The sequence below is a fragment of the Aerococcus viridans genome (assembly GCF_002083135.2).
Taxonomy (GTDB): Bacteria; Bacillota; Bacilli; order Lactobacillales; family Aerococcaceae; genus Aerococcus; species Aerococcus viridans_C.
This window is the reverse complement of sequence record NZ_NBTM02000001.1, coordinates 1,653,476-1,677,699: the sequence shown is the minus strand read 5'-3', so window position 1 is coordinate 1,677,699 and position 24,224 is coordinate 1,653,476. Positions and strand designations below refer to the sequence as shown.

Below are 24,224 nucleotides of genomic sequence, written 5' to 3'. Positions count from 1 at the left end.
GAATAATGATGGCAATAGAATATCTAGGATTAAACTCCATTAATGGCCCTCTAGTAGTTGTAGATGGTGTTAGAGGCGCTGCATATAACGATATCGTACGCTTTCGCGTGAATAGCAACGAAGAAAAATTAGGTCAAATTATTACAATGGAAGGTGAAAAAGCTATTATCCAAGTATTTGACTCCACTACTTCAATGTCTTTAGATAATACACATACTCAATTTACTGGCCATGGTTTGGAAATCGAATTGGCACCAGAAATTCAAGGTCGCGTATTCGATGGTATCGGTCGTCCAATCGACAATTTAGGACCTGTCCACTCTGGTATCAAACGTGATGTGAATGGTGCCCCGCTTAACCCAGTATCTCGTGTTTACCCACGTGACTATATTGAAACTGGTTTCTCTGCAATTGATGGGTTGATGACTTTGATTCGTGGTCAAAAATTACCAATCTTCTCTGGTGATGGAATGAGCCATAACCAAGTAGCTGCTCAAATTGTTAAACAAGCCAAATTAGGTGAAGATTCTGATGAAGAATTCGCGGTTGTATTTGCTGCAATGGGTGTAAAACATGATATTGCTGACTACTTCCGCCGTTCATTTGAAGAATCTGGTGCCATGGACCACGTAACCATGTTCGTGAATACCGCCGATGATCCCGTTATGGAACGTCTAATCACGCCTCGTGTGGCCCTAACAACGGCTGAATACTTGGCTTATGATTTAGGTAAACATGTGTTAGTTATCTTAACGGATATGACTTCTTTTGCTGAGGCGTTACGTGAAGTATCTTCAGCAAAACAAGAAATCCCTTCTCGTAAAGGTTACCCAGGTTACCTTTACTCTGAATTGGCGACTATTTATGAACGTGCGGGTATCGTTAAAGGTAAACCAGGTTCAGTAACGCAAATTCCTATTTTGACCATGCCTAATGACGATATCACGCACCCTATTCCTGACCTTACTGGTTACATCACTGAAGGGCAAATTGTATTAGACCGTGTGATTGAAGGTAAAAACGTTTATCCACCAGTTGGGATTCTACCCTCACTATCTCGTTTGATGAAAGATGGTATTGGTGAAGGATTTACCCGTGAAGACCACTCTGATGTAGCTAACCAGTTATTCGCTTCTTATTCTGGTGCTAACGAGGCAAAATCTTTAGCTTCTGTTATCGGGGAAGAAGAGTTATCGGATGTTGATAAACTTTACCTTAAATTTGGTGAATTATTCGAACAAAAATTTGTTGGTCAAGGCCAAGATGAAACAAGAACCATCCAAGAGACATTGGACTTAGGTTGGCAATTACTAGGTATTTTCCCACGTGAAGAATTGACACGTATGGATACTGAAGTCCTTGATAAATACTACAAAAACACAGCTGATGAGGTATTAAACCAACAAACAACTGACAAGCCCCTAGTATAAGGTGGTGAAAATTAATGGATATTAATAACACCCCTACCAAGGGGAACTTAATGCAGATTCAAAAGACATTAGATCTTTCGCGTAACGGTTATCTATTGCTGGACCGGAAACGGATTATCTTGATGAATGAGTTGATTGGTTTGCTAAATAAAGCATCCGGCTTACAGGATGACCTTAAAAAGGCTTATGAGTTGGCTTATCATAAATTATCAATTGCTGCTTATGAAAATGGTATTTTAAGTGTACATGATGCATCAACCAACGTGAGTGTTGAAGATGATATCCAATTAAAAGTACGTAGTGTCATGGGTTCAGAGGTGCCAGAAATTAATTACAAACCTCGACCTATGAAGCCCGCCTACTCATTCTATGACAATACAGTGGCTATTGATGAAGCACGAATTGCCTTTCGTCGGGTAAAAGAATTGCTGATTCAAATCGCTGAAGTTGAGAATGCGGCTTATCGTTTAGCGAACAACATGCAGAAAACGCAAAAACGTGTAAATGCCCTTCAAAACGTGACCATTCCTCAATTGGAAGGTGCACAAAAATCTATTTCTTCAGCGCTTGAAGAGAAAGAACGTGAAGAATTTACCCGTCTTAAAGTGGTTAAACGTATCTTAAATAGCAAGTAGTAAAGATAAAGACGACCTATGTAAACTGGTTTCGCACCAGTATACTTAGGTCGTCTTTTTGATTATATAAAAAGTGTTGATGGGAGTTCCTTCGAACCCCTACCAACACTATTTGTATTGAATAACTTTATTCAGCTAATTCTGTATTGTAATGTACGTTTTGTACATCATCATCGTCTTCTAATAAGTCGATCAAGTTTTCAAGTTGGCCAGCTTTATCTTCAGGTAGTTCTAACATTGTTTTAGCTACCATTGTGATTTCAGCTTGTGCTAATTTGAATCCTTGCGCTTCTAAAGCGTCACGAACATCAGTGAAGTCAGAAGCTTCTGTAGAAATTTCAAATACTTCGTCCGAAGTTGTCATGTCTTCCCCACCAGCTTCGATTACGTTCATTAACATTTCATCTTCGTCAAGCTCTAAACCTTCACGTTCAATCACTATGTAACCTTGACGGTCAAACATGTAAGCAACTGAACCTGATTCACCTAATGAACCACCGTTTTTGTTAAAAATAGTACGGATATTGGTTAAAGTACGGTTGGTATTATCAGTTAAGGTTTCAACTAAAATGGCAATACCGCCTGGCCCATAACCTTCGTAAGTGATTTCATCGTAGTCTTCACCAGCGCTGTTACTTGAACCTTTTTCAATCGCACGGTTCACATTGTCATTAGGCATGTTCGCTGCTTTTGCTTTATCCATAACCAAACGTAAAGATGGGTTTGATTCTGGATCAGGTCCACCCGCTTTCGTTGCTACATAAATTTCACGAGAAAGTTTTTGGAATACTTTCGCCCGTTTAGCATCGGTTGCACCTTTTTTGTTTTTGATTTTACTCCATTTATTATGTCCAGCCACGACATATACCCTCTTTCCTGTAATTTTTCACTAGGTTATTATATCAAAGTATTGACATCATAGCAATGAAGCCTATTTATTAGGCACCATTACTTCCACATGTGATGGTAAGACTTCGATATCAATTGGTAGCGCTGGACCAACCTCGCCGTCAATATTCACTTTCACTTCGTCCGCATCTTCATTTATAACAGAGATAGCCACTTTTTTGACGTTATAAGTAATCATGTTACTGGCTTCAGAGATATACCCGCCGTTTAATTCATGAAGCATACCAGGTAATTCAGCTAATAAGTTTTCATCTTTTAAGGTCATGATATGTAATAAACCGTCATCTGGTGTTGCTCCAGCAATCATGTTTTCAAATGAACCTACACTGTTTGTTAAGGCAATCACAAGTACTTTTGTTGAGATTTCAATTTCTTCATCGTCGTCTAAGACTAATTTGTAGGTGTACTGGTCATCTTTTAATACAGCACGCATTGAATCACGCACATAGGCAAAGAAACCAAATTTTGATTTTTCTTCACTTGAGGTTTCCATTACGGCTGTTGGAATTGACCCAATAGCAGCCACGTTGCAGAAGTACTGGTCGTTTATTTTAGCGATATCTATTCTCCGCGTTTTAAAATTAGCCAGGTCTTTAGCAGCTTCTTTAGGTTTTAGACTTATTCCTAAGGCACGTGCTAAATCATTGGCTGTCCCTAGTGGAATAAAACCGAATTTAATGGTTGAATCTGCTTCAGCGATTCCTGAAATTCCTTCGTTAACAGTCCCATCACCACCAACGACGACAACGGCTTCGTAACCTTCACCGCTAGCTTCTCGAGCCCAGTTTTTGGCGTCGCCTTCTCCTTCAGTGAATTTTGTTTCGACGTCATCAAATGAAGCGTACAAGGCCTTTTCTAAATCACTTTGAATCTCTTTACCCGCACCTTTACCAGATGATGGGTTAATAATCAACATTACTTTAGACATTTTCTCTACCTCCATGTGCTTTGTATAACCTTTATTTTACTAGACCCTTGGTGATTTAGCTATGTTTAGCCTTATATTATTTTGAATACGAATGAAAGTTAGCCAGGCCAATTTTACATTCATTTTACAGAGCGGAATTCACATAGCATGTATACAATTGTTTTGATATAATTAATAGCAAATCAAGCTATTTTTACAATAAAATATGTTATAGAAAAGTGTGTGTATAGTGAACAAAAAAAATGAAGAAAAGAAAAAAATTGGGAATGGGCTGTCTGGGACTGAAAAAGTGATGTTCTATGTGAATGTGGCTTTTAAATCCTTGGCTAAAATATTCCTACTCTTATTACTTATCCTCTTTCTTGGTGGATCATTGGGGCTTGGTTTAGGATCAGGCTATTTCATTGGTTTGGTGGAAGATATGCCAATCCCAACTGAAGAGGAACTTGCTAATGCGGTGGGGAATGCCGGTGAGATTTCGACCATGACTTATAGTGATGATACAGAAATTTCTAGTATTCGCGCTGACTTGGTCCGTGAAAACACTGAACTGGAAAATGTGAGTCCATATATTATTAGTGGTTTAGTGGCTACAGAAGATGAAAACTTCTTCGAGCATGATGGTGTTGTCCCTTCAGCCATTATCCGGGCAGGTGCTTCAACCTTCCTTGGTGTAGGCGGATCTTCCGGTGGTTCAACTATTACCCAACAATTGATCAAGCAAAAATTATTAACCAATGAAGTGTCTTTTGAACGTAAAGCGAAAGAAATTTTACTTGCGATGCGGTTAGAAAACCACTATTCAAAAGAGCAAATTCTGCAAGGTTACTTGAATGAATCGCCATACGGACGGAATAATAAAGGGGAGAATATTGCAGGGATTGAAACTGCAGCTCAAGGTGTTTTCGGGGTACCAGCGAGTGAAGTCACTTTAGCGCAAGCAGCTTTCCTAGTGGGCATTCCGCAAAACCCTTATACTTATACCCCATTCTTGCAATCTGGTGAATTAAAAGATGTAGAATATTTAGAAGATGGGATTATTCGTTCGCATGAAGTCTTACAACGGATGCGGTTAACCAACTATATTACTGAAGAAGAATATCAAGAAGCGATTCATTATGATATTACCCAAGACTTCTTAAGTGCTGGAACCAGCGAAGAAGTACCAGATGAACGTAATTCATACATCTATCAAGCGGTTGAACTTGAAACCATTGATATCTTGATGGAACAAAAAGTAGCGGCTGATGGGCTGACTATGGCTGATGTTAACGCCAATGATCAGTTATACAACCAATATTATGATGAGGCTGAAAGTCAAATGCGTAACGGTGGTTTAACCATTAAAGCGACAGTCGATCCCGATATTTACGAAACTATGAACTCAACCGTTCAAGAATTTTCTGCTTCATTCGGTACCACTTATTATTCAGAATCAACAGATGAAAATGGTGACCCAATTGAAGTCGTAGAACCTGTTCAAAATGGAACGGTTTTACTAGATAACGATACGGGCCAAGTCCTTGGATTTGTTGGTGGGATTGACTTTGATATGAGCCAAGTTGACCACGCCTTTAGATCTCGTCGTTCACCTGGTTCATCATTCAAACCTATCTTGACTTACGGTCCGGCCTTGCAAGAGCAAATTGCTGGCGCAAACACGATGCTAGCGGATACTTATACTCGTATTGTTCAACCAGATGGGACCCCTTATGAACCAACCAACTTTGGGACTACTATTTCAAATGACTTTGTAACCGCCCGCTATGCCCTTTCAACGTCTATGAATAACCCGACATTAGCCTTATATAATGAATTATTAAACCAAGGCGTCGATATTCAATCTTATGCATACAAGATGGGCTTAAAGGATGCGATTTCAAGTAATGAATTCAGTAACTTAGCCCTATCACTTGGTGGGACAACTACTGGTCCAACTGTATTAGAAAATGCGGCAGCCTTTGCGACTTTCGCAAATGGTGGGGTTTACGTTGAACCTTACCTAATCGAAACTATCACTGATTCCAATGGTAATGTGGTTTACCAGCATCAAACGCAAAAAGAACGCGTCTTTGATGAAGATGTAGCCTATGTAATTGCTGATATCTTAAAGGATGCGACAAGTGCGGGTGCTATGGCCTCTTATAATTCGCAAATGGATAGTGATTTAGACTGGTTCATGAAGACTGGTACTTCAGAACAATTTAGAGATTTGTGGGCAAACGGGTCGACACCTAATGTAACCCTTACTTCTTGGATTGGTTATGATAACATCACGCAAACTCGTGACCTATATAGCCAAGCTGAAAATACCGTTTACGGAACGCCAGCTCAACGGTCATTACGTTACTGGACAACCTTAGGTACCCGGCTAAACTACTACTACCCGGATACAATGGGGTCTGGTGAAGTCTTAGCAGAACCTGAAGGTGTTCACGAGGAAACAGTTGTAACGGAAACTGGTACGGCCTCTGGTACCTTTGAAGGACCGTATGATACAAGTTATACAATTCCTTCATCAGCAGCAACCAACACTGAGTTGTTCACAGCTGCCATGGATCCAGAAGAACCAAGCTTTACCTTTGGTATCGGTGGTTCGATGGATGACTACATGAACAAACTTGAAAGCTTCCGTTCTAAGACAAATGTTACTGTAAATGCTAAGGTTCAAGAAGTATTAGAATCCTTTAAATTACGTAGTGCAGAAAATGAACAACGTCGTCAAGAACTTGAAGAAGATAATATTCAACAAGATGGTTAGAAAAATAAAAAAGATGGCGCTAGGAAATAACGCTGTCTCCTAACAAAGGAACCCTTCAACTCATTCTAAATTAGAAAGAGTTGAAGGGTTTTTATCCATCTAAAAAACATTGATATGGCTTTATCTGAATAAATTTCAGAAACATCAGAAGGTATTAAAAAAATCATTAATCATTTGGGTGAAAACTGATACAAGTTGAAGCTACAATCAAGGAAGAATCGACAATTCCTAAAGCGCATCTTGTACACGAACGACGTCGTTGCAATCTAAAGAAACATCGCCATAAGTGTCCGAATGATTTCTTATCTCCCACATCCGCTAAAAATAAAAATGCGACGAAACAATCACGTTTTATGATTATCTCATCGCATTTTTTATTTTTAGAGTTAGTTATTTTCTAGCCCCGATATTTCTTTTAAGACATACCTGGTTTCAAAACTACTTTAATATTATTATCTGCTTTTTTGTCAAAAATATCGTATGCTTCAGCGGCTCGTTCCAAAGGCATTGTATGTGTAATGATATCCGATGGGTCGAATTCTCCTTTTTCAATCATATCATAGATTTTCGGCATCAAGTGGATAACCGGGGCTTGTCCCATTTTAATATTCACACTACGAGTAAAGAAGTCTTGGAACGGGAAATTCGTTGCTGGAGTCATATAAACCCCAGTTACCATCAACGTCCCAAATTTCTTCACAGCTTCACTTGCCGTTTGAATTGGTGAGTAGGAACCACTTTGCGGGGTAAGAATTTCTTTAGTTTTTTCTTTGATTGGTGTTACACCATCCATTCCAACACAATCAATTACTACTTCAGCACCGCCCTTAGTCATTTCATATAATTCACTACCAACTTGGGACACATCTGAAAAATTCACGGTCTCTACGCCGTTCATTTTTTTCGCATGCTCCAAACGATGAGCGACGTTGTCTACGGCAATTACACGTTTAGCACCTTTCATTTTGGCAAATTTTTGTACAAATAATCCGATAGGGCCAGAACCCAATACGATCACTGTATCTCCTGGTTTCATGCCACTATGCTCTACACTCCAATATGCTGTTGGCAGTACATCCGATAGAAATAATACCTTTTCATCCGGTAGATTACTTTCAGGAACAACAAAAGAAGTAAAATCTGCAAATGGGACACGTAAGTATTCAGCTTGCCCGCCAGGGTGATTTCCGTTCATTTTACCAAAACCGAACAACCCGCCTTGATCAAACGCTGGATTAGGGTTGGAATTGTCACATTGACTTTCCATATGGTGAGCACAGAAATGACACTCTCCACAACCAATGTTGAAAGGGATAACAACTCGGTCGCCTTTTTTCACTTTCGTCACTGCAGAACCAACTTCTTCTACAATTCCCATAGGCTCATGCCCTACTACATAGTCTTCTTCCATGACCGGTTTCCCGTTATGGTATAAATGCAAATCAGAACCACAAATAGCTGTAGCTGTAATGCGAACGATCATATCGGTGGGTTCTTCAATCGTAGGATCCGGGACCGTTTTGACTTCCATTTTTTCGTTTCCTTGCCATGTTACTGCGCGCATAAAATCTCTCCTTCTTATAAAAGTGATAGTTTCAACTGTAGTAGCAATTTATCATCTTATTTTATATAAGTCAAAAGTTATGTACTCGTTTACATTAAGGAACCTTCTTTATTCTAGCTCCAATCTTTTAGCTATGCCATATGATTTTTCTCAAAAAGCAAGAAATTTCTGCTACTAAAGCTACCCTTGGAAAGTCGCTATCTATCAATAAGCGTTCTATGACCGATACTGAAATATGGGTCAACTAAATAAAGCCATCAACCCTATGTAAATTATATGTCGTTTTCTTCCGCTTTTGGTATTAAAAAAACTTCTCCCAGTACGTATTTTGTATATAATATCACACTATCTATTACACCATAGAACTAGTTATAGCTCTAAAACTCTAAAAAATCACTGCTGTCTTCATTTAGGAAAAGTGATAAACTTATCTAGTATAGAACATTGATACTCTCCTGAATAAATCACCATGATCAAATAAAAGAGGATGAAAAATATGGAACATGTTGAAAAAAAATTTTACTATCATAATGATAAAGAAGTATCCACAGACAACCTGCATCCGTTTGAACAATTAACAGGAAAAAATGTGTATGAAGTGATTCGCGTTAGAGAAGGCATACCGCTATTTTTAGAAGATCATTTGCGACGATTCAGAGCGTTTGCTTTATCTGTCGGTGTTCCTTTAACAGATTCAGATGATATTTTAATCAATCGTTTATACCAACTTATTGATAAGAATGGTGTTTTTGATCAAAATATCAAATTGATATGGAATAAAGACATTGGTTTACTAGCTTTCTTCACTAAAAGCCCTTATCCGCCTGCGAGCTATTATCAAACTGGAATTAAAACAACATTGTTGAATTTGGAAAGAGAAGATCCGAATATCAAGATACAACGTGAAGAGTATCAAAAAACTGTACTAGCGGAACGAGAAAAAACAGGATCATATGAAGTGCTGTTAGTCGACCAAGAGGATAACGTCACAGAAGGCAGTCGTTCAAATTTATTTATTGTTAAGGGTGATAAACTCTATACTTCTCCAGCTAAAAATGTTCTTTCAGGTATTGTCCGTTCTAAAGTTGTAGCTATTTGCCAACAGCAGCAAATTGATATTATTGAGCAAAATATTCCTGTGACTGAATTAAATACTATCGATGGCGCTTTTATTTCAGGAACGGGTAACGATGTATTGCCTATAGCTTCCATCGATTCTATCACATTAGAGTCGATGGAAAAACCGGTCATTTCGTCAATTATGCGCGAATACGATCGCTTAGTGAAACAGTACATTGCCTCTAAAAAAGATACTTAAAAAGGAGATTGCAAAATGACTTAGTCTCCTAACAAAGAAACCCTTCAACTCATTCTAAACTAGAAAGAGTTGAAGGGTTTTTATCCTTTTAAAAAGCATAGTGAGTCAAATATTTTATAAGATATTTGACTCACAAGAATTTAAATGAGTGACTCACCACCTATCAACATTATAACAAAATAGAAAAGTTATCTACGCTAAACGAAAAATTGACGGGGATATTATTTTTGTGCGATTGAACAGTGTATTTAGTATGCGAAAAAACAACGTCAGAGGCAAGTTTGCTGTTCATAATACCGTTGGCCTGTTTCTCATGAGCATGAAACTAACCAATTAGCCCCTCTGGCTAGAAAAAAACGTACGCTTTAAACACAAATCAGTCAAAAATAAAAACCGCAACAAAAAATCATAGTAATAATTATTTCATCGCGATTTTTATTTCTAGAGCGAGGTATCTCCTAGCCCCGTTTTTTTATAAAAGATGACAATCAGGTTATTCAATAATGATTGCATCTAAAGTTGCCATATCAGCTTCAGAAATTTCAAAATCTAATTCAGCATTGGCAAGAATGTATTCTTCGTGAACTGATTTTGGTAGGATGATGTGGCCTTTTTGCAATGGATAACGGTAGCATAATTGCGGTACGGATACACCGTATTTGTCTGCAATTGCCTTGATATCTTCGTTGCCTAATAAGCGGCCTGTACCTAATGAAGAATAGGCTTCAACGATGATGTCGTTGGCTGCACAATAAGATACAATATCGTCTTGGGTATAGCCGATGTGGTACTTGATTTGGTTTACAGCAGGTTTAATATTTGTGTTTTCGATTAAGTTTTGTAAGTCGTCGGCGTTAAAGTTTGAAACCCCGATTGCACGGACTAAGCCTTTATCATACAACTCCTCTAAAGCGCGCCATACTTGGATATTTTCTTCATAGAAGCTTGGACGTTTGTCATCAGTTCTTGAGAAAAAGCGCCAAGGTGTTGGACAGTGGACTAATAATAAGTCTACGTAGTCAGTGTCTAAATCTTTCAACTCTTGGTAAAAGTTGTCCATAGCCGCTTCATAAGTTTTCGATTCTCCACGAACCTTAGTTGTGATAAAGATGTCTTCACGGTTAACACTAGAAGATTTGATCCCTTCTCCAGTCCCTTTAGAGTTTTCGTAAGCATGGGCACCATCAATGTGTTTGTAGCCATTGTCTAGGGCAAAACGGACTGAGCTCACTGCTTCAGCAGTCGGTGTTTGCCAAGTCCCTAATGCGATTTGTGGGACTTCTACCCCATTATTTAAGGTTAATGTTTGATTTAATAAATTCATGTAATTTCCCCTTAATACGTATTCAGTTTCCACTGTATCTACATTATAGTTGGAAAATTTCAGACCACCAAATAAAAGCTCTTACCTTGTGATAAGATAAGAGCTTTAACTTTAAAATCTACTTTAGTTTTTAAGTGATTGAATTGGTGCTGGAATACGGCCACCACGGTGGATAAAGGTATTTGGAGAAGTTCGATTTACTTGCATAACAGAAGCTTCACCGAACAAACCACCAAAGTTTAAAACTTCATCATCACGACGACCGATAGCTGGAATTACTCGAACAGCGGTTGTTTTGGAATTGATCATCCCAATCGCTGCTTCATCGGCAATAATCGCTGAAATAATTTCAGGCGTTGTATCACCAGGAATAACAATCATATCTAAACCAACTGAACATACAGCCGTCATAGACATTAACGTTTCAATATTTAAAGTACCGTTAGCTGCAGCTGCAATCATCCCGGCATCCTCACTTACTGGAATGAAGGCACCTGATAAACCACCAACATTTGATGATGCCATGATCCCGCCTTTTTTAACTGCATCGTTTAGCATGGCTAGAGTCGCTACTGAACCATGGGCACCCACTTGGTCTAAACCAATTTCTTCTAAGATATGAGCAACAGAATCGCCGACAGCTGGCGTAGGCGCTAATGATAAGTCTACAATACCAAAGGGTACACCTAGCATGTTAGAGGCTTCGGTCCCCACTAATTGGCCCATACGAGTGACTTTGAAAGCTGTTTGTTTAATAGTATCCGCAACTGTTTCAAGAGATGCATCTTTTGGCAATTCTGCAAGAGCATTGCGGACAACACCTGGTCCAGAAACCCCAACGTTAATCACAACATCCGGCTCCCCTTGACCGTGGAAGGCACCGGCCATGAACGGATTATCTTCAACTGCATTACAGAAGACGACAATCTTAGAAGCCCCCATGCTTTCATTTTCTTGGGTTAATTCAGCTGCCTTACGGACAACCTCACCCATGATTTTAACAGCATCCATGTTGATACCTGCACGTGTTGACCCAATATTAACGGATGAACAAACGTGGTCTGTTTCAGCCATGGCTTGTGGAATCGATTCGATTAAAGCACGGTCCCCAGCAGAAAATCCTTTATGAACTAATGCTGTATACCCACCGATGTAGTTGACGCCAACTGCATTGGCTGCCTTGTCTAAGATATGGGCATATTTCAATGGGTCGCCACCTGAAGCCGCTAATAATTGCGAAATTGGCGTTACAGCAATACGCTTATTAACAATTGGAATCCCGTATTTTTCTTCAATTTCTTCACCGGTTTTCACCAAGTCTTTAGCAACTGTGGTGATTTTATCGTATACCTTTTGACAGGCACGGTCGATATCTGGATCTGCACAGTCAATCAATGAAATCCCCATTGTAATTGTTCGAATATCTAAATTGTTGTCTTTAATCATTGAAACTGTTTCAATGATATTATTCATTTCTAGCATGTTTGTTTCTCCTTAACTGACTTAAATTTTATGCATGGCATTAAAAATATCTTCGTGCATTACATAAACTTCCATAGCAGTTAATGCATCTTTAATTTCTTTTTTAAAGTCCTCAAATTCAACGTTTAAACCATCAATATTGACAATCATCACCATGGTAAAAAGGTCTTGCATGATTGATTGCTCAACATCTACAATATTTGCGTTTAATTCTGCACATTTAGTGGCTGCTTTCGCTAAAATACCAACCTTATCCTTACCAATTACTGTAATTACTGCTTGCATATTACCCCATCCTTCAATTTATTTATCCTGTTATTAATACAATTCCCACTAACAACTTAAATAAGGTCATTGTTTTATTTATTGCCAAGTACATATGCCTCCTGACCAAAATAAACAAAATCTCATCCTATTATAATCTATGCCATTTGAAAACAACATTAAAAGATAACATTCTCACAAAAAAGCTAACATTTTAAGGGGAATTCGATACAAAATCAATCCCTTATTGCATTTTACTAAAAGTATTTTACTAAAGTTACTGTAAAATCCACGCTTCTCAGCAATCTCCTATCTACTGTTACTATTCGTAGTTAACGCCTTGTGTCCAAGCAGTCTCTAAGTAATCCTCATAGGTAAAATCTTCTGTATAAGTCATCATCCGGTCATGGATGGTCTCAACCCAAGCCGCTTGATCATTATTTTGCCCCTTATAATCCCCTAGTGGGACACTTTCATATGAAGTCTCATTAGCTGTCCCTGAAAAATAAGTCGGCATGAATTTCCCGGCGCGCACTTGTACTTCACCGTTTTCGTCACGTTCAAAAGTCACCTCATGAATGCCCCCAACTTTATTATCATCCGCAACTTGACCAGTCATAAATGACGCTTGCGAATAAATTACATAGGTATCCTTGTCATTCAACCAATTCACTGGCTGTAAATCATGCGGGTGTCCGCCAATTACCAATTTTACCCCAGCATCTGCCAAGGCCTGGGTCACAGTGATTTGTTCATCATCCGGCAACGTCCCGTATTCAGTCCCCAAATGTAAGGACACAACAACCGCATCCACTTGGTCATTCAATGCCGCCACTTCTTCAAGCATCACTGGTAAATCCGCATAGTTGACCACCCACGGCTCATCTTCGGGCGGAACCATGCCGTTGGTCCCATAAGTATAAGCCAGAAAGCCCAACTTAATCCCATTTTTCTCGACAATCCTTGCTGTGTCATGGTCTTCTTGACTACGAAAAGCCCCGTAATACATGAGCCCAGCCTCATCCAAATGGTCCATAGTGATGTAAGCTCCGTTCGCAAACTGGTCCAACGTGTGGTTTGTTGCAGTTGACACGCCGTCAATACCAGCCCGCTTCAAAGACCCCAGAATGGACGAAGGCATATTGAAATTCGGGTAAGTCGCCACCGGCAATTCAGGATAGGCCGCAGGAATCTCCAGGTTGGCCACTGTATAATCTGCATATGATGTAAATGGCGCAATTTTAGCGACCATAGGGTCAAAATTGTAGTCCGAAACACCTAGATCAACCGCCGTGTCCCCACCATTTGAACCATAGGCAATTAAATTGTCGCCAGTCAAGGCACCCGCACCCTGCAGTGAAGCCGTTTGGTCCGCAAACACATCCGCTGTCGTATCAGCCGTTGCTGTCACCTCTGTATGGATCAAAACATCCCCAACCGACCGCAAGACAAAAGTCCCATCCACACCCTGCCACCGGTCCTCAGTTTCCTTAGCAGGCAGATGTGATAAAAAGGACGGCACTTGTATGGCTGGCGTATCGTTTCCCGCTTGTTCATCCCCATTTTCATTGGAGTTACTTGTTGAAACAATCCCATTGTAGGCAAGTGCAATGCCCACTAGACAGAGTAGTCCAATGGCTATAATCATTAGTAATATTCGGTTACCCTGGCTCAACTTATTCTTCATCTAAATCCAACACCTCTCCCAATTCATTACAATAATGATAAAGGAAGAGTTTTCAAACAACAAGGTAAAAAAAGACCTTCAAAGCACTTCGCTTTGAGGGCCTTTCTCACTTTATGCATCTTTAGTTGAATCACGTAAAATAAATTTATGTGGTAAGGTTACATGGTTTTCGATTTCTTCTTCTTTGTTCATTAATTTTGTTAGGATACGCATTGAAACGGCACCAATATCATATAAAGGTGGTTCGATTGACGTTAAAGTTGGTCGAACAACTTCAGTTAAGGCAGTGTTGTTTGACGTTACAACAGCGAATTCCTCTGGTACTTTCACATCGTTATCCACCATATGGTTCGTAACTTTAACCGCTAACTCATCACCAACGACAACGATACCGTCTGCTTTTGAATCACGGATTCGTTGGGCTATGTCTTCACCGTTTTTGAAACGAGAGTCTTGCACTTCAAATAATAATGATTTGTCCAATTCTTTACCAGCTTCTTCCAAAGCTTTTAAGTAACCATTGTAACGGTCTAAGTTATTGGTAAAATATGGTTTAGCAGCGAGAAAACCAATATTTTTGTATCCTTGTGCAAATAGACCTGAAACAGCTTCATAGAAAGCTTGTGTGTAGTCGATATTTACAGAAGGAATTTCGCCTTTATCATCGTTTAAACCTGCTAATACAAACGGTGTGTTTGTACGGTTGATTTCTTCACGAACAGAGTCAGATAATTGGTGCCCCATGTAGATAACACCATCTACTTGTTTTGCTAAGATATTAGAAAGAACTTGTGATTCTTTTTTATTATCTGCATTGTCCAGGATAATGTTGTATTTGTACATTGACGCAATATCATCAATCCCTAAAGCTAAAGCACTAAAGAAATTATTTGTGATATCTGGTAATAATACCCCAACAGTTGTCGTTTTTTTACTTGCTAATCCACGTGCGACCGCATTAGGACGGTAGTCTAGTCGTTTAATTACATCTAATACTTTTGCACGCGTTGAAGGTTTAACATTCGTGTTACCATTTACAACACGAGAAACTGTAGCCATAGATACTTGTGCTTCACGCGCAACATCATAAATCGTAACAGTTTGTTTTTCCATCTTCATCGCTCCTTTAAAATTTTTAAATTTATTTTCATATTTACTTTGCCCAATATAGCACTAAAAAGTTATATTTGCAAACGTTTTCTTTGATACAGTGATTGCTTTCATGCGCATTTTCATATTCTATCAGTATTTGACTTGTTTAACAAGCCATTTTCAGAAAAAAGTGCAAAATTTGCATGGCTTTTACAAAACACAACAAAAATTGCCTACAAGTATTTCAAAACCTCAAATACTTGTAGACAATCCTGTTTCATTTGCTTAAGTCAGCAATTATTTCTCTTTAACTTCTTCCACTTGTTTTTTCACTTTTTCAGCGTCTTCTTTAAGTGGTTGTTCTTTACCTGCTGCTTTATCAGTAGCGACTTTCGCTTCTTCAGTACCTTCCGCAACTTCAGCTTTTGCATCTTCTGTTGCTTGGGTAGTCGTATTTTTGGCATCTGCATAAGCACTTGCCACTTCATCACGAGCTACTTGGTATTGTTTAGTTGCTTCAGTAGTTGCTTCGTTTAATTGCGCTTTTAAAACTTCAGCAGATTCTGATAAGTTCACGCGGATATCTTGCGCAGCGTCGCTAGCAGTTTGATACATTACGTTACCTTTTTCAGTGACGATATCAGCGTAATCTAAAGCTGTATCACGAAGAACGTTTGCTTGTTGATTTAAATCATCACGGAACTCGCGACCTGATTTTGGTGCGAATAATAATGCTGCTACAGCACCTGCAGTACCACCGATGATTGCTCCTAATAAGAATGAACCTGTATTTCTAGACATATATATTTCCCTCTTTCTTTCAATTAATAATATTGATTAATATGGTTTAGATTGTGAATTTTCTTGTGCCTTACGCACTTGGCGTTTTTGGTATAAAGCTTTAGCTGATTGGCCCACTTTTTGAATACCCGTCACATTTGGTTGTCCAGGTTTTACTGCTTGATCAGCGGTTACTGTAGTTGAACTAGCTTCAGTAGCACCTGTTGTTTTATCCTTAATATCATCTACCTTTGTTTGGGCAGTATTGGTAATATTTAGGACCAGGTTACGTGTAGAATCATTCACGTCTGAAACAGTTACCCCGATGTCCCCGATTGCTTTGAACAATGGGTCCACTTGAGCTACTTTTCCATTCACATCATCTAATAACACATTAGACTTATTGAGTAATCCTTGCACCTCAATTGATAATGCATCCACATCCTTGGTGACTACTTTAACTGTTTCGTTCGCTTCATTAACAATACCTGTAACTTCCTTCATGGTTTTTGTTAGTTCACGTAAGAATAGAATAATGTAGATCACTAATGCCGCAAATGCTATTGCTGCGATTAAGCCCGCAATTTGGCCTCCGGTCATGTAAAAATCACTCCTTCTCCATCTCTCATATCATTAAATATAAGATATTTAATATATAACTATAAGAATATTCTACCACACTATGAGAGGGCTTTACAAAATATAACGCACTTAATTTAAGCTAAAAAATCCTATAGCTCAAATATTGGTTAACCCTTTTGCAATTGGCTTTACAATAGTTTCATCATTCGATACCATGAAGAACAAGGATTATATTGAAAGGATGATTTATTTGGATCAAATTAGACAATGGTGGCGCACTTATATCGAATCAATTGACTATGCTAGCCTACTCTCAAGCTTAATTTCTACCGTTTTTGAACTAGTAATTACTGCATTAATCTTTTGGATTGCCAAAAGGACTGTCGACCGGATTGTTGACGTATACTTTGAACGAGACGCTAAACGAATTGAAAACCGCAATGTCGGGTCTATTCAACGAAACAAAACCCTCCATAAATTAGTGGAAAACATTGTTCAATACACTTACTATTTCCTATTAGGTTACTCTATTCTAGCTATTCTAGGTTTACCAGTAGCCACACTAGTAGCCGGTGCTGGGGTTGCCTCTTTAGCCTTAGGTCTCGGTGCACAAGGCTTTATCACTGACGTTGTGAATGGTTTCTTCATTCTATTAGAACACCAATTTGCTGTCGGTGACTATGTAACAATTGCTGGTCTATCTGGTACCATTATCTCAACGGGTATCCGGACAACTATTCTTTCTGGTGACGACGGTTCAAGACACTTTATCCCTAACCGCAACATCGAAAATGTAACCAACTCTTCTAATACCACTCGTCGTATGTACGTAGACTTGTACATTGACCCAAACGCTGATTTAGGTTCAATCGAATCTCTTATTAAAGATGGTTTATCATTAGCTTCTTCTGATGACCGGGTTTTAGGTGAAGCTGAAGTTTGGGGTTACCAACGTGACGCTGTCGGCCGCTTATTCTACCGGGTAGTATTCAATACTAGAGATAGCGATAAGATGGCAGTTCGTTCATACTACTATGAACAACTTACAGACCTACTTGTACGTAATGGCTACAAACAACCTGTTTATGACTCAGGGGCAGAACTATAGTCATTACAATTACATACACAAAAAGCCGCACGATCAAGTCCAAATTAGGACTTGATCGTGCGGCTTTTTTCTATTTTTAACCAACCTCTGTAATAACTTCCCAGTCAGCATTGTAGAAAGTGACTTCTTTCTTGTCACCTTGCCAGTCTAAGAGGGCAAATGATGGGTATGGGTATTTACCTTTTGGCAAGCGGATTGAACCTGGGTTAATAATTTTAATCCCGTCGATTTCTTGGTCATCCATGACATGGGTATGGCCGTACATGATGACATCTGCTTGATTGTCTTTTGCTAAGGCAACCAATTTCTTCAAGTTCTGTTTTACCCCATATAAATGGCCGTGGGTCACGACAATCTTCCCTTCAGGGGTATTTAAGCTAATGGCGTCCTTGTAGTTGCCATAGTCAGTGTTCCCTCTTACAGTATGGAAAATACCCCAGATGGTATCATCTTCTGATAACTCAGAGTCACCACAGTGGATAAATAGATCAATGTCATCCCCTGCTTTTAAGACTAGGTTGACCAGCGCTTCGTGGTCGCCGTGGTTATCACTCGTGATTAGAATCTTCATATAAGTTCAACTCCCCATTTTCTAAATCTTTGGCTAGTAAACGTAAGGCATTCCCTCGGTGACTTAAAGAATCTTTTTTCTCTGCTGACATTTCAGCTGTGGTTAACCCTTCACTTGGTACGTAAAAAATTGGGTCATAGCCGAAGCCATTTTCCCCGCGTTCTTCACGTAAGATCACCCCAGATAAAGTGCCGTGATAGTGGTTGATCACTTTACCTTGTGCGTCAGAAACGACTAGATAGGTATGGAAAGTCGCACCTCTGTCTGCGTCAGGGACGTCAGCAAGCTCGGTTAAGGCCTTTTTACGGTTATTGGCATCTGACTTCTCAGGGCCTGCGTAACGAGCTGAATAAACGCCTGGTGCCCCGTCAAGTGCGTCAATAGCTAGACCGGAATCGTCCGCAATAACTGGAATGTGCAAGTCTTTCGCAGCTGTTGTGGCTTTAATCGTAGCATTTTCAATGAAAGTAGTCCCAGTTTCTGGAATATCTGGATAGTCAGGAAAATCTAGTAATGTTTTAACTTCAATCCCGTATTGGTCGAATAATTGCTTGAATTCCTTGGCTTTACCCTGGTTGGCTGTAGCGATCATTACTTTCTTCATATTAAATGTTAGCCTTCTTTCATCTGTTTTTGAATTGCTTCAAGTGTATCAATAGTGACACGGTCTACTTCAATTGGTTCATCCAACCAGTCGTCCGCAATCTCCTTAAATAGTTCTGGTGATCCGGTGGTGTAAAATTCAGTCACTCTTGGTGATGGATCATCCGACAGTTTGGCAATGTCGTTATAATCCAAAAGGATGGATACGTCTGAGATGGTTTCTTGGCCAGAATCAATGAGTTTGACCGTATGCCCCAATGTTTTTTGAATGGTATCTCTTAGTAAAGGATAGTGGGTACAACCTAAAATAACTGTGTCCAACCCCTTATTTTTAATGGGTGCTAAAGTTTCCGCAATCACCTTTTTGGCTAAAGGTGTGGCATATTGTTGGCTTTCTACTAGTGGTACAAAGGCTGGACAAGCTAATGAAGTCGTGTTCAAGTCTTTATTTTTTTGTAGTAAGTTTTCAAGATACATGCCACTTCTAATGGTCCCTTCTGTACCTAAAACACCAATTTTGCCATTTTTTGTGTATTTATTGGCTGCTCTTGCACCTGGTTGAATCACCCCGATAACTGGAATAGACACCCGCTGTTTAATTTCATCTAAGGCAACCGCAGTCGCTGTATTACAGGCAATGACCAATAATTTAATATCTTTGGTTAAAAGAAAATCGACCATTTGATTAGTAAAAGTTGTTATTTCTTCTACACTTCTTGGTCCATAAGGACAACGGGCATTGTCACCGATATAGATAATCGATTCATTGGGCAATTGTCGCATAGCTTCTTTCACTACTGTCAAGCCACCTACACCAGAATCTAAGAATCCGATAGGTCTGTTCATGTTAACCTCCTCCGTCAAGCAAATCATTCAAAAGTCGCAATGAACAATTTATAATCTATGATACAATTATAACAGAAGAAGACGATCCACTTCACCAATTCGCAATTATTAAACGTAATTTAAGGAAAAAGGTGAATGTCTCGTTTGAAAATCAAATTGCCGATACGAACTGGAGGATATGCTATATGAAAATTGCACTTATTGCCCATGATTCAAAAAAAGATTTGATGGTATTCTTTGCAACTGCCTACAAATTCATACTTGAAAAACATGAATTATTTGCTACAGGAACAACCGGTTTACGTATAATCGAAGCCACTGGTTTAGACGTTCACCGCTTTAAATCAGGCCCACTTGGTGGTGACCAACAAGTCGGTGCAGCTATCTCACAAAACGGAATGGACTTAGTCATCTTTATGCGGGACCCATTAGCAGCTATGCCCCACGAACCAGATGTGACTGCCCTAATCCGTTTATGTGACGTGTATAACATACCACTAGCAACCAATATCGGTACCGCAGAAGTCCTTATTCGCGGGTTAGACGAAGGCTTTATGGACTGGCGTAAACAATACGAAGATGGTTTCTTGAACCAAGACATCTTAGAAAACATCGAAAGAGGCAACGAAGGCCGTAAATTGGTCGAGTAAATTTGAAAAAAGGTAGTGATACGTTCAAGCTAATTGGTCTCACTACCTTTTTTGTTGCGCCAACCGTTCAGTCAACTCTTTATCCGAAATATAAGGTCTATGCTAGAAACGGTGAATTCTCAGTTGAAACCCTATAGTTGCCCAATAACTTGTAATTTAAGCGAATAAAAAAACGGTCGGGAATTTTCCCGGCCGCTTTCTTTATGGTTAGATTATAAGTATTTGTTTAATACTTGTTCTAATTTGTCTTTTGGTGTGTAACCAATTAATTGCTCCACAACTTGACCATCTTTTTTGATCATTAATGTTGGGATTGACATGATACCAAATTCACGTGCTGTTTCTGGATTGTCATCTACATCCATTTTAGTGAATTTAACTTGGTCACCCATTTCATCATCTAAAGTCTCAACGATTGGTGATTGCATGCGACAAGGACCACACCAAGTTGCCCAGAAGTCGATTAATACAACGCCTTCTTCAGTTTCATTTTTAAATTCTGCATCTGTAATAGCTTTAACCATTTATATTACCCCTCTCAGTTTTATTCTTCAACATTATAGCATTGTCTGACCAATTTGAACATTTATCTGCTTGTTAGCAATTTAGCCCTTAAATTTAGCGATTGTCGCCCCGTTACCACCCATATTATAAGGAGCAAATTCAAAGGATTCAACCCGTGGATGGTTCTTCAAGGCCTTTTGAACACCCTGTCTTAATGCACCCGTCCCGTGACCATGAATTATGGTTACCTGACCATGTCCAGCTAATAAGGCTGAATCGATAAAGTTGCTTAGTCGGATCATGGCTTCCTCATACCGTTCACCACGTAAATCTAGGCTGGTATTGACTGATTTAGCTTTACTTGCCTTAAGGCCAGCCCGATGATTTTTTTCTTTTTTCGGTTTCTCATCAACAAGTGATAAGTCTTTTTCAGCCACTTCCATCTTCAGCATACCCATCTGAACAACCCAGTCCTTGTCGCGTTTCTCAACCAAGGTACCACGTTGCCCGTAGGTTAGAACATTCACTTCTTCACCCGCTTCAAAGCTAGCTTTTCGCTCTTTATTTTTCTTGGCTTTTTGAAGGACTTTGTTTTTATTCAGCTGTTCTTCTTCTTGCGTTAAGTTAGATAAGGCACTTTGACGGTCAATCATCTCGTGTTCTTTGATATTACCAATGGTTGGATGGTTGATTTGCCATTCCCGAATCTCCGCCAGAATAGCATCAGCTTTTGCCTTAGTGTCTTCTACCAATCGATTGGCTTCTTTACGGGCCCGGTTCATATAGGTTTGTTTGTCAGCTTCAAGTCTGGCTTGTGCCTTTTTCAAATCATTTAAAAGATTTTCAGCATCGGCTAAGTCTTTGGCGGCTTCGGCTGATAAGTCTTCGTATTCGTGACGTTGGGCTTCTAAATCAAGCAACATTTCGTTCAGATTTTGGCTATCTTCCTGGATATAAGAACGTGCTTCATCCACCATTTCAACTGGTAAACCTAGTCGTTGGGAGATATCAAAGGCGTTAGAGCGACCCGGTACCCCAATCAGCAATTGATAGGTTGGCTCCAAGGTGATTTCGTTAAATTCCATCGAGGCATTAATGGCACCAGGATGGTCGTAAGCGTACGTTTTCAGCTCCGGATAATGAGTGGTGGCCACTACGCGGGCGTTTAGGAATGCAAAACGGTTAAGTACCGCGATGGCAATGGCTGCCCCTTCTTGAGGGTCGGTACCAGATCCCAACTCATCGATTAAGACAAGTGAATGGTCGTCTGCAGCCTCAACAATACGGATAATATTGGTCATATGTCCCGAGAACGTTGATAAACTTTGTTCAATAGACTGTTCGTCACCAATATCCGCAAAAATCTCATTAAAGATTTCTACCCGCGAATCTGCCTTGGCTGTAATATACAAGCCTGATTGAGCCATTAATTGCAGTAGCCCCACCGTTTTCAAGGTAATGGTTTTACCACCAGTATTTGGCCCGGTAATGATGATCATATTGTATTCATGGCTAAAATGAATATCATTTGCGACTACTGATTTGCGGTCTAATAAGGGATGTCTAGCCTCTTTTAAGTCAATACGTTCAGATTCATTTGCTAAAATCGGTCGGTTGGCCCCAATTTCACGGGCAAAGAAGAATTTAGCTTGAATTAGGTCCAAATCCCCAAGACGTTGATTGTTTTCAGCAATTTCACTAGTGTAAGGAGCCAATTCTGCAGATAGCTCTTGGAAAATACGTCTAATTTCTTCGTCTTCTTGGACTTGGAGGGACCGTAAGTGGTTATTCGCATCTAAAACTGTTTGCGGTTCAATATAGAGTGTTTGTCCTGATGATGATTGGTCATGAACTACCCCACCAAAGGCGTTACGGTATTCTTGTTTAACTGGAATAACAAAGCGGTTGTTACGGATAGTAATAATGGCCTCACTTAAATAAGAGGCCTTATTAGACCGGATTATTTGGTCTAGTTTGACACGGATACTCGCTTCTTCACGTTTGATTCCTTGTCTTAAGCCATGTAAAGTTGACGAGGCATTGTCATAGACTGATCCATCATCTGCGATTGCATTTTGCATTTTACGCATCAGATCCCGCATGTCAATAAAGTCATCCGCAATTGCATATAATTGCATTAATTCAACTTGCGCTTCTTTTAGTTTTCTAAAGAAAGTAGAAACTTCGCCGGATGCCCGTAAGACCCGGCCTACTGCAGCTAATTCTTTCCCATTTAAGTCAGCACCAATATCCAATCGTTTTAAGAATGGTTTTACGTTGATTAGTTGGCTGACAGGGATCCGTTTGTCTAATTCAAACAAGCGTTTTACATCGTCAACACTTTGTAAGGCTTGCTCGATTTCTTCCACTTCTGCACTTGGTTTTAAATTTAAAGCTTGGATTTTCCCGATTTCAGTTCTGGTTTCATTTGCTACTTGTTGTTGTATTTTCTCAAATTCTAAGGTTTGAAATATTTTAGGATTCAAAATGTGTCCTCCTTCGATTGTTATCAGGAACGAACAAAAAAGTCGTCTTAAGTAGGAAATAGGCCGTGATCCATTATCACAGCCATATCTATTGCCATGGTCGCACAGTACGCAAAGGCATATATTTGCATGTTGTTAAAATGGTAAGTTGCCTAGTCCTTGTAGTAGGATGTTGAATACTTGGCCAGATAAGATTGGGGTATTCAAGATAATAAAGTTGGCGACTGAAGAATTGGCTAAGACTGTCTGTACCCCTTCAAAGGTTAAAACGGACATAAACATTAAAATAAAGAATGACCAAAACCAAGCTGAGAAAAACCCGAATAGGCCACCCAAAATGCCGTTCCATTGAATATCCATTTCTTTAAATTTTAAGTCTCTTAAGCCAAAAGCAATAAATTTAGTAACAATCCAGACAAGCAAGATAATAGCTAACAAGGCAACTAATCTAAAGTAAATGATATCCATATTTTGTAATAAAGCTACTGGATAATAGACAAAGGTATTTTCAATATCAAAACCTACATAAGGAACCCACAAGGATACAAGGTCAACTAGATTTTGATAGAACAAAACGGCAAACAAATACGCGACCAATAGACCTATAGAATGAATCCCTTGTAGTATTGCCCCTCGATAGACACCAACGCCTATGCTAAGAATAAAAAATAATAAAATCAAAAAACTTGTCATGCTTTCC

22 protein-coding genes are annotated in these 24,224 nt (G+C 39.3%); 6 read left to right on the top strand and 16 right to left on the bottom strand.

What is annotated here, in order from left to right; all coding sequences use genetic code 11:
* Positions 1 to 8: 8 nt before the first annotated feature.
* Positions 9 to 1,430 carry a V-type ATP synthase subunit B gene (locus A6J77_RS07815; RefSeq protein ID WP_083069690.1) on the top strand — a complete coding sequence of 474 codons (1,422 nt, stop codon included), beginning with the start codon at positions 9 to 11 and terminating at the stop codon, positions 1,428 to 1,430.
* Between the two features lie 14 nt (positions 1,431 to 1,444).
* A complete protein-coding gene (locus A6J77_RS07810; RefSeq protein WP_083069688.1) occupies positions 1,445 to 2,065 on the top strand; it encodes a V-type ATP synthase subunit D in 621 nt (206 codons plus the stop codon).
* 127 nt (positions 2,066 to 2,192) lie between these two features.
* Here the strand turns inward: A6J77_RS07810 and A6J77_RS07805 are convergent, their stop codons facing one another.
* Entirely contained in the window at positions 2,193 to 2,924 is a 732-nt protein-coding gene (locus A6J77_RS07805) for a YebC/PmpR family DNA-binding transcriptional regulator (protein ID WP_083069686.1), read from the bottom strand.
* A 72-nt stretch (positions 2,925 to 2,996) separates the two neighbouring features.
* Positions 2,997 to 3,902 carry a diacylglycerol/lipid kinase family protein gene (locus A6J77_RS07800; RefSeq protein WP_227645156.1) on the bottom strand — a complete coding sequence of 302 codons (906 nt, stop codon included), beginning with the start codon at positions 3,900 to 3,902 and terminating at the stop codon, positions 2,997 to 2,999.
* A gap of 229 nt (positions 3,903 to 4,131) precedes the next feature.
* Between A6J77_RS07800 and A6J77_RS07795 the strand changes: the two genes are divergently transcribed.
* Positions 4,132 to 6,663: a transglycosylase domain-containing protein gene (locus tag A6J77_RS07795; protein ID WP_083069682.1), complete on the top strand. Its 2,532-nt coding sequence runs from the start codon at positions 4,132 to 4,134 to the stop codon at positions 6,661 to 6,663.
* Positions 6,664 to 7,078: 415 nt separating this feature from the next.
* Here the strand turns inward: A6J77_RS07795 and A6J77_RS07790 are convergent, their stop codons facing one another.
* Positions 7,079 to 8,227 (bottom strand): zinc-dependent alcohol dehydrogenase, encoded by a 1,149-nt coding sequence (locus A6J77_RS07790; protein WP_083069680.1) that lies wholly within the window; start codon positions 8,225 to 8,227, stop codon positions 7,079 to 7,081.
* Positions 8,228 to 8,723: 496 nt separating this feature from the next.
* Here A6J77_RS07790 and A6J77_RS07785 point away from each other — a divergent pair, with 496 nt between their 5' ends.
* Positions 8,724 to 9,545: an aminotransferase class IV gene (locus tag A6J77_RS07785; protein ID WP_083069678.1), complete on the top strand. Its 822-nt coding sequence runs from the start codon at positions 8,724 to 8,726 to the stop codon at positions 9,543 to 9,545.
* Between the two features lie 493 nt (positions 9,546 to 10,038).
* Here the strand turns inward: A6J77_RS07785 and A6J77_RS07780 are convergent, their stop codons facing one another.
* From A6J77_RS07780 to A6J77_RS07750, 7 genes are all read right to left on the bottom strand, one after another.
* A complete protein-coding gene (locus tag A6J77_RS07780; protein ID WP_048729681.1) occupies positions 10,039 to 10,869 on the bottom strand; it encodes an aldo/keto reductase in 831 nt (276 codons plus the stop codon).
* A gap of 123 nt (positions 10,870 to 10,992) precedes the next feature.
* Complete coding sequence (locus A6J77_RS07775; RefSeq protein WP_083069677.1) at positions 10,993 to 12,351, bottom strand: PFL family protein; 1,359 nt, start codon at positions 12,349 to 12,351, stop codon at positions 10,993 to 10,995.
* 21 nt (positions 12,352 to 12,372) lie between these two features.
* Positions 12,373 to 12,636 (bottom strand): ACT domain-containing protein, encoded by a 264-nt coding sequence (locus A6J77_RS07770; protein WP_016896993.1) that lies wholly within the window; start codon positions 12,634 to 12,636, stop codon positions 12,373 to 12,375.
* A 301-nt stretch (positions 12,637 to 12,937) separates the two neighbouring features.
* Positions 12,938 to 14,302 (bottom strand): CapA family protein, encoded by a 1,365-nt coding sequence (locus A6J77_RS07765; protein ID WP_083069675.1) that lies wholly within the window; start codon positions 14,300 to 14,302, stop codon positions 12,938 to 12,940.
* Between the two features lie 111 nt (positions 14,303 to 14,413).
* A complete protein-coding gene (locus A6J77_RS07760) occupies positions 14,414 to 15,415 on the bottom strand; it encodes a substrate-binding domain-containing protein (RefSeq protein WP_048729690.1) in 1,002 nt (333 codons plus the stop codon).
* Positions 15,416 to 15,691: 276 nt separating this feature from the next.
* Positions 15,692 to 16,195, bottom strand: a complete 504-nt coding sequence (locus tag A6J77_RS07755) for a YtxH domain-containing protein (protein ID WP_083069673.1) — start codon at positions 16,193 to 16,195, stop codon at positions 15,692 to 15,694.
* A gap of 36 nt (positions 16,196 to 16,231) precedes the next feature.
* The gene (locus tag A6J77_RS07750) at positions 16,232 to 16,774 is read right to left on the bottom strand and encodes a DUF948 domain-containing protein (protein WP_083069672.1); all 543 of its coding nucleotides are present in this window, start codon (positions 16,772 to 16,774) and stop codon (positions 16,232 to 16,234) included.
* A gap of 223 nt (positions 16,775 to 16,997) precedes the next feature.
* On the opposite strand from A6J77_RS07750, the gene A6J77_RS07745 reads away from it, so the two are divergent.
* A complete protein-coding gene (locus tag A6J77_RS07745; RefSeq protein WP_227645155.1) occupies positions 16,998 to 17,864 on the top strand; it encodes a mechanosensitive ion channel family protein in 867 nt (288 codons plus the stop codon).
* 76 nt (positions 17,865 to 17,940) lie between these two features.
* On the opposite strand, the gene A6J77_RS07740 is transcribed toward A6J77_RS07745, so the two are convergent.
* Genes A6J77_RS07740 through racE form a run of 3 tightly spaced genes read right to left on the bottom strand, consistent with a single transcriptional unit; the run spans position 17,941 to position 19,884 of the window.
* Complete coding sequence (locus tag A6J77_RS07740; protein WP_083069670.1) at positions 17,941 to 18,435, bottom strand: YfcE family phosphodiesterase; 495 nt, start codon at positions 18,433 to 18,435, stop codon at positions 17,941 to 17,943.
* Complete coding sequence (locus A6J77_RS07735) at positions 18,413 to 19,039, bottom strand: XTP/dITP diphosphatase (protein ID WP_083069668.1); 627 nt, start codon at positions 19,037 to 19,039, stop codon at positions 18,413 to 18,415. Before A6J77_RS07735 ends, A6J77_RS07740 begins: the two co-directional genes overlap by 23 nt.
* A gap of 8 nt (positions 19,040 to 19,047) precedes the next feature.
* On the bottom strand, positions 19,048 to 19,884 hold the full coding sequence (gene racE, locus A6J77_RS07730; protein ID WP_227645154.1) for a glutamate racemase: 837 nt from the start codon (positions 19,882 to 19,884) through the stop codon (positions 19,048 to 19,050).
* A 185-nt stretch (positions 19,885 to 20,069) separates the two neighbouring features.
* On the opposite strand from racE, the gene mgsA reads away from it, so the two are divergent.
* Entirely contained in the window at positions 20,070 to 20,534 is a 465-nt protein-coding gene (gene mgsA / locus A6J77_RS07725) for a methylglyoxal synthase (protein ID WP_083069665.1), read from the top strand.
* A gap of 212 nt (positions 20,535 to 20,746) precedes the next feature.
* On the opposite strand, the gene trxA is transcribed toward mgsA, so the two are convergent.
* The 3 genes from trxA to A6J77_RS07710 all read right to left on the bottom strand — a co-directional run bounded on the left by trxA (position 20,747) and on the right by A6J77_RS07710 (position 24,217).
* Positions 20,747 to 21,058 carry a thioredoxin gene (trxA, locus tag A6J77_RS07720; RefSeq protein ID WP_083069664.1) on the bottom strand — a complete coding sequence of 104 codons (312 nt, stop codon included), beginning with the start codon at positions 21,056 to 21,058 and terminating at the stop codon, positions 20,747 to 20,749.
* 81 nt (positions 21,059 to 21,139) lie between these two features.
* The gene (locus tag A6J77_RS07715; protein WP_083069663.1) at positions 21,140 to 23,524 is read right to left on the bottom strand and encodes an endonuclease MutS2; all 2,385 of its coding nucleotides are present in this window, start codon (positions 23,522 to 23,524) and stop codon (positions 21,140 to 21,142) included.
* Between the two features lie 135 nt (positions 23,525 to 23,659).
* The gene (locus A6J77_RS07710) at positions 23,660 to 24,217 is read right to left on the bottom strand and encodes a CvpA family protein (RefSeq protein WP_083069662.1); all 558 of its coding nucleotides are present in this window, start codon (positions 24,215 to 24,217) and stop codon (positions 23,660 to 23,662) included.
* Positions 24,218 to 24,224: the final 7 nt, after the last annotated feature.

Excerpts from the sequence above, each read along its gene's own strand:
- A6J77_RS07815 (WP_083069690.1), top strand. The coding sequence starts at position 9 with ATGGCAATAGAATATCTAGGATTAAACTCCATTAATGGCCCTCTAGTA.
- A6J77_RS07810 (WP_083069688.1), top strand. The coding sequence starts at position 1,445 with ATGGATATTAATAACACCCCTACCAAGGGGAACTTAATGCAGATTCAA.
- A6J77_RS07800 (WP_227645156.1), bottom strand. The coding sequence starts at position 3,902 with ATGTCTAAAGTAATGTTGATTATTAACCCATCATCTGGTAAAGGTGCG.
- A6J77_RS07790 (WP_083069680.1), bottom strand. The coding sequence starts at position 8,227 with ATGCGCGCAGTAACATGGCAAGGAAACGAAAAAATGGAAGTCAAAACG.
- A6J77_RS07785 (WP_083069678.1), top strand. The coding sequence starts at position 8,724 with ATGGAACATGTTGAAAAAAAATTTTACTATCATAATGATAAAGAAGTA.
- A6J77_RS07780 (WP_048729681.1), bottom strand. The coding sequence starts at position 10,869 with ATGAATTTATTAAATCAAACATTAACCTTAAATAATGGGGTAGAAGTC.
- A6J77_RS07775 (WP_083069677.1), bottom strand. The coding sequence starts at position 12,351 with ATGCTAGAAATGAATAATATCATTGAAACAGTTTCAATGATTAAAGAC.
- A6J77_RS07770 (WP_016896993.1), bottom strand. The coding sequence starts at position 12,636 with ATGCAAGCAGTAATTACAGTAATTGGTAAGGATAAGGTTGGTATTTTA.
- A6J77_RS07765 (WP_083069675.1), bottom strand. The coding sequence starts at position 14,302 with ATGAAGAATAAGTTGAGCCAGGGTAACCGAATATTACTAATGATTATA.
- A6J77_RS07760 (WP_048729690.1), bottom strand. The coding sequence starts at position 15,415 with ATGGAAAAACAAACTGTTACGATTTATGATGTTGCGCGTGAAGCACAA.
- A6J77_RS07755 (WP_083069673.1), bottom strand. The coding sequence starts at position 16,195 with ATGTCTAGAAATACAGGTTCATTCTTATTAGGAGCAATCATCGGTGGT.
- A6J77_RS07750 (WP_083069672.1), bottom strand. The coding sequence starts at position 16,774 with ATGACCGGAGGCCAAATTGCGGGCTTAATCGCAGCAATAGCATTTGCG.
- A6J77_RS07745 (WP_227645155.1), top strand. The coding sequence starts at position 16,998 with ATGATTTATTTGGATCAAATTAGACAATGGTGGCGCACTTATATCGAA.
- A6J77_RS07740 (WP_083069670.1), bottom strand. The coding sequence starts at position 18,435 with ATGAAGATTCTAATCACGAGTGATAACCACGGCGACCACGAAGCGCTG.
- A6J77_RS07735 (WP_083069668.1), bottom strand. The coding sequence starts at position 19,039 with ATGAAGAAAGTAATGATCGCTACAGCCAACCAGGGTAAAGCCAAGGAA.
- racE (WP_227645154.1), bottom strand. The coding sequence starts at position 19,884 with ATGAACAGACCTATCGGATTCTTAGATTCTGGTGTAGGTGGCTTGACA.
- mgsA (WP_083069665.1), top strand. The coding sequence starts at position 20,070 with ATGAAAATTGCACTTATTGCCCATGATTCAAAAAAAGATTTGATGGTA.
- trxA (WP_083069664.1), bottom strand. The coding sequence starts at position 21,058 with ATGGTTAAAGCTATTACAGATGCAGAATTTAAAAATGAAACTGAAGAA.
- A6J77_RS07710 (WP_083069662.1), bottom strand. The coding sequence starts at position 24,217 with ATGACAAGTTTTTTGATTTTATTATTTTTTATTCTTAGCATAGGCGTT.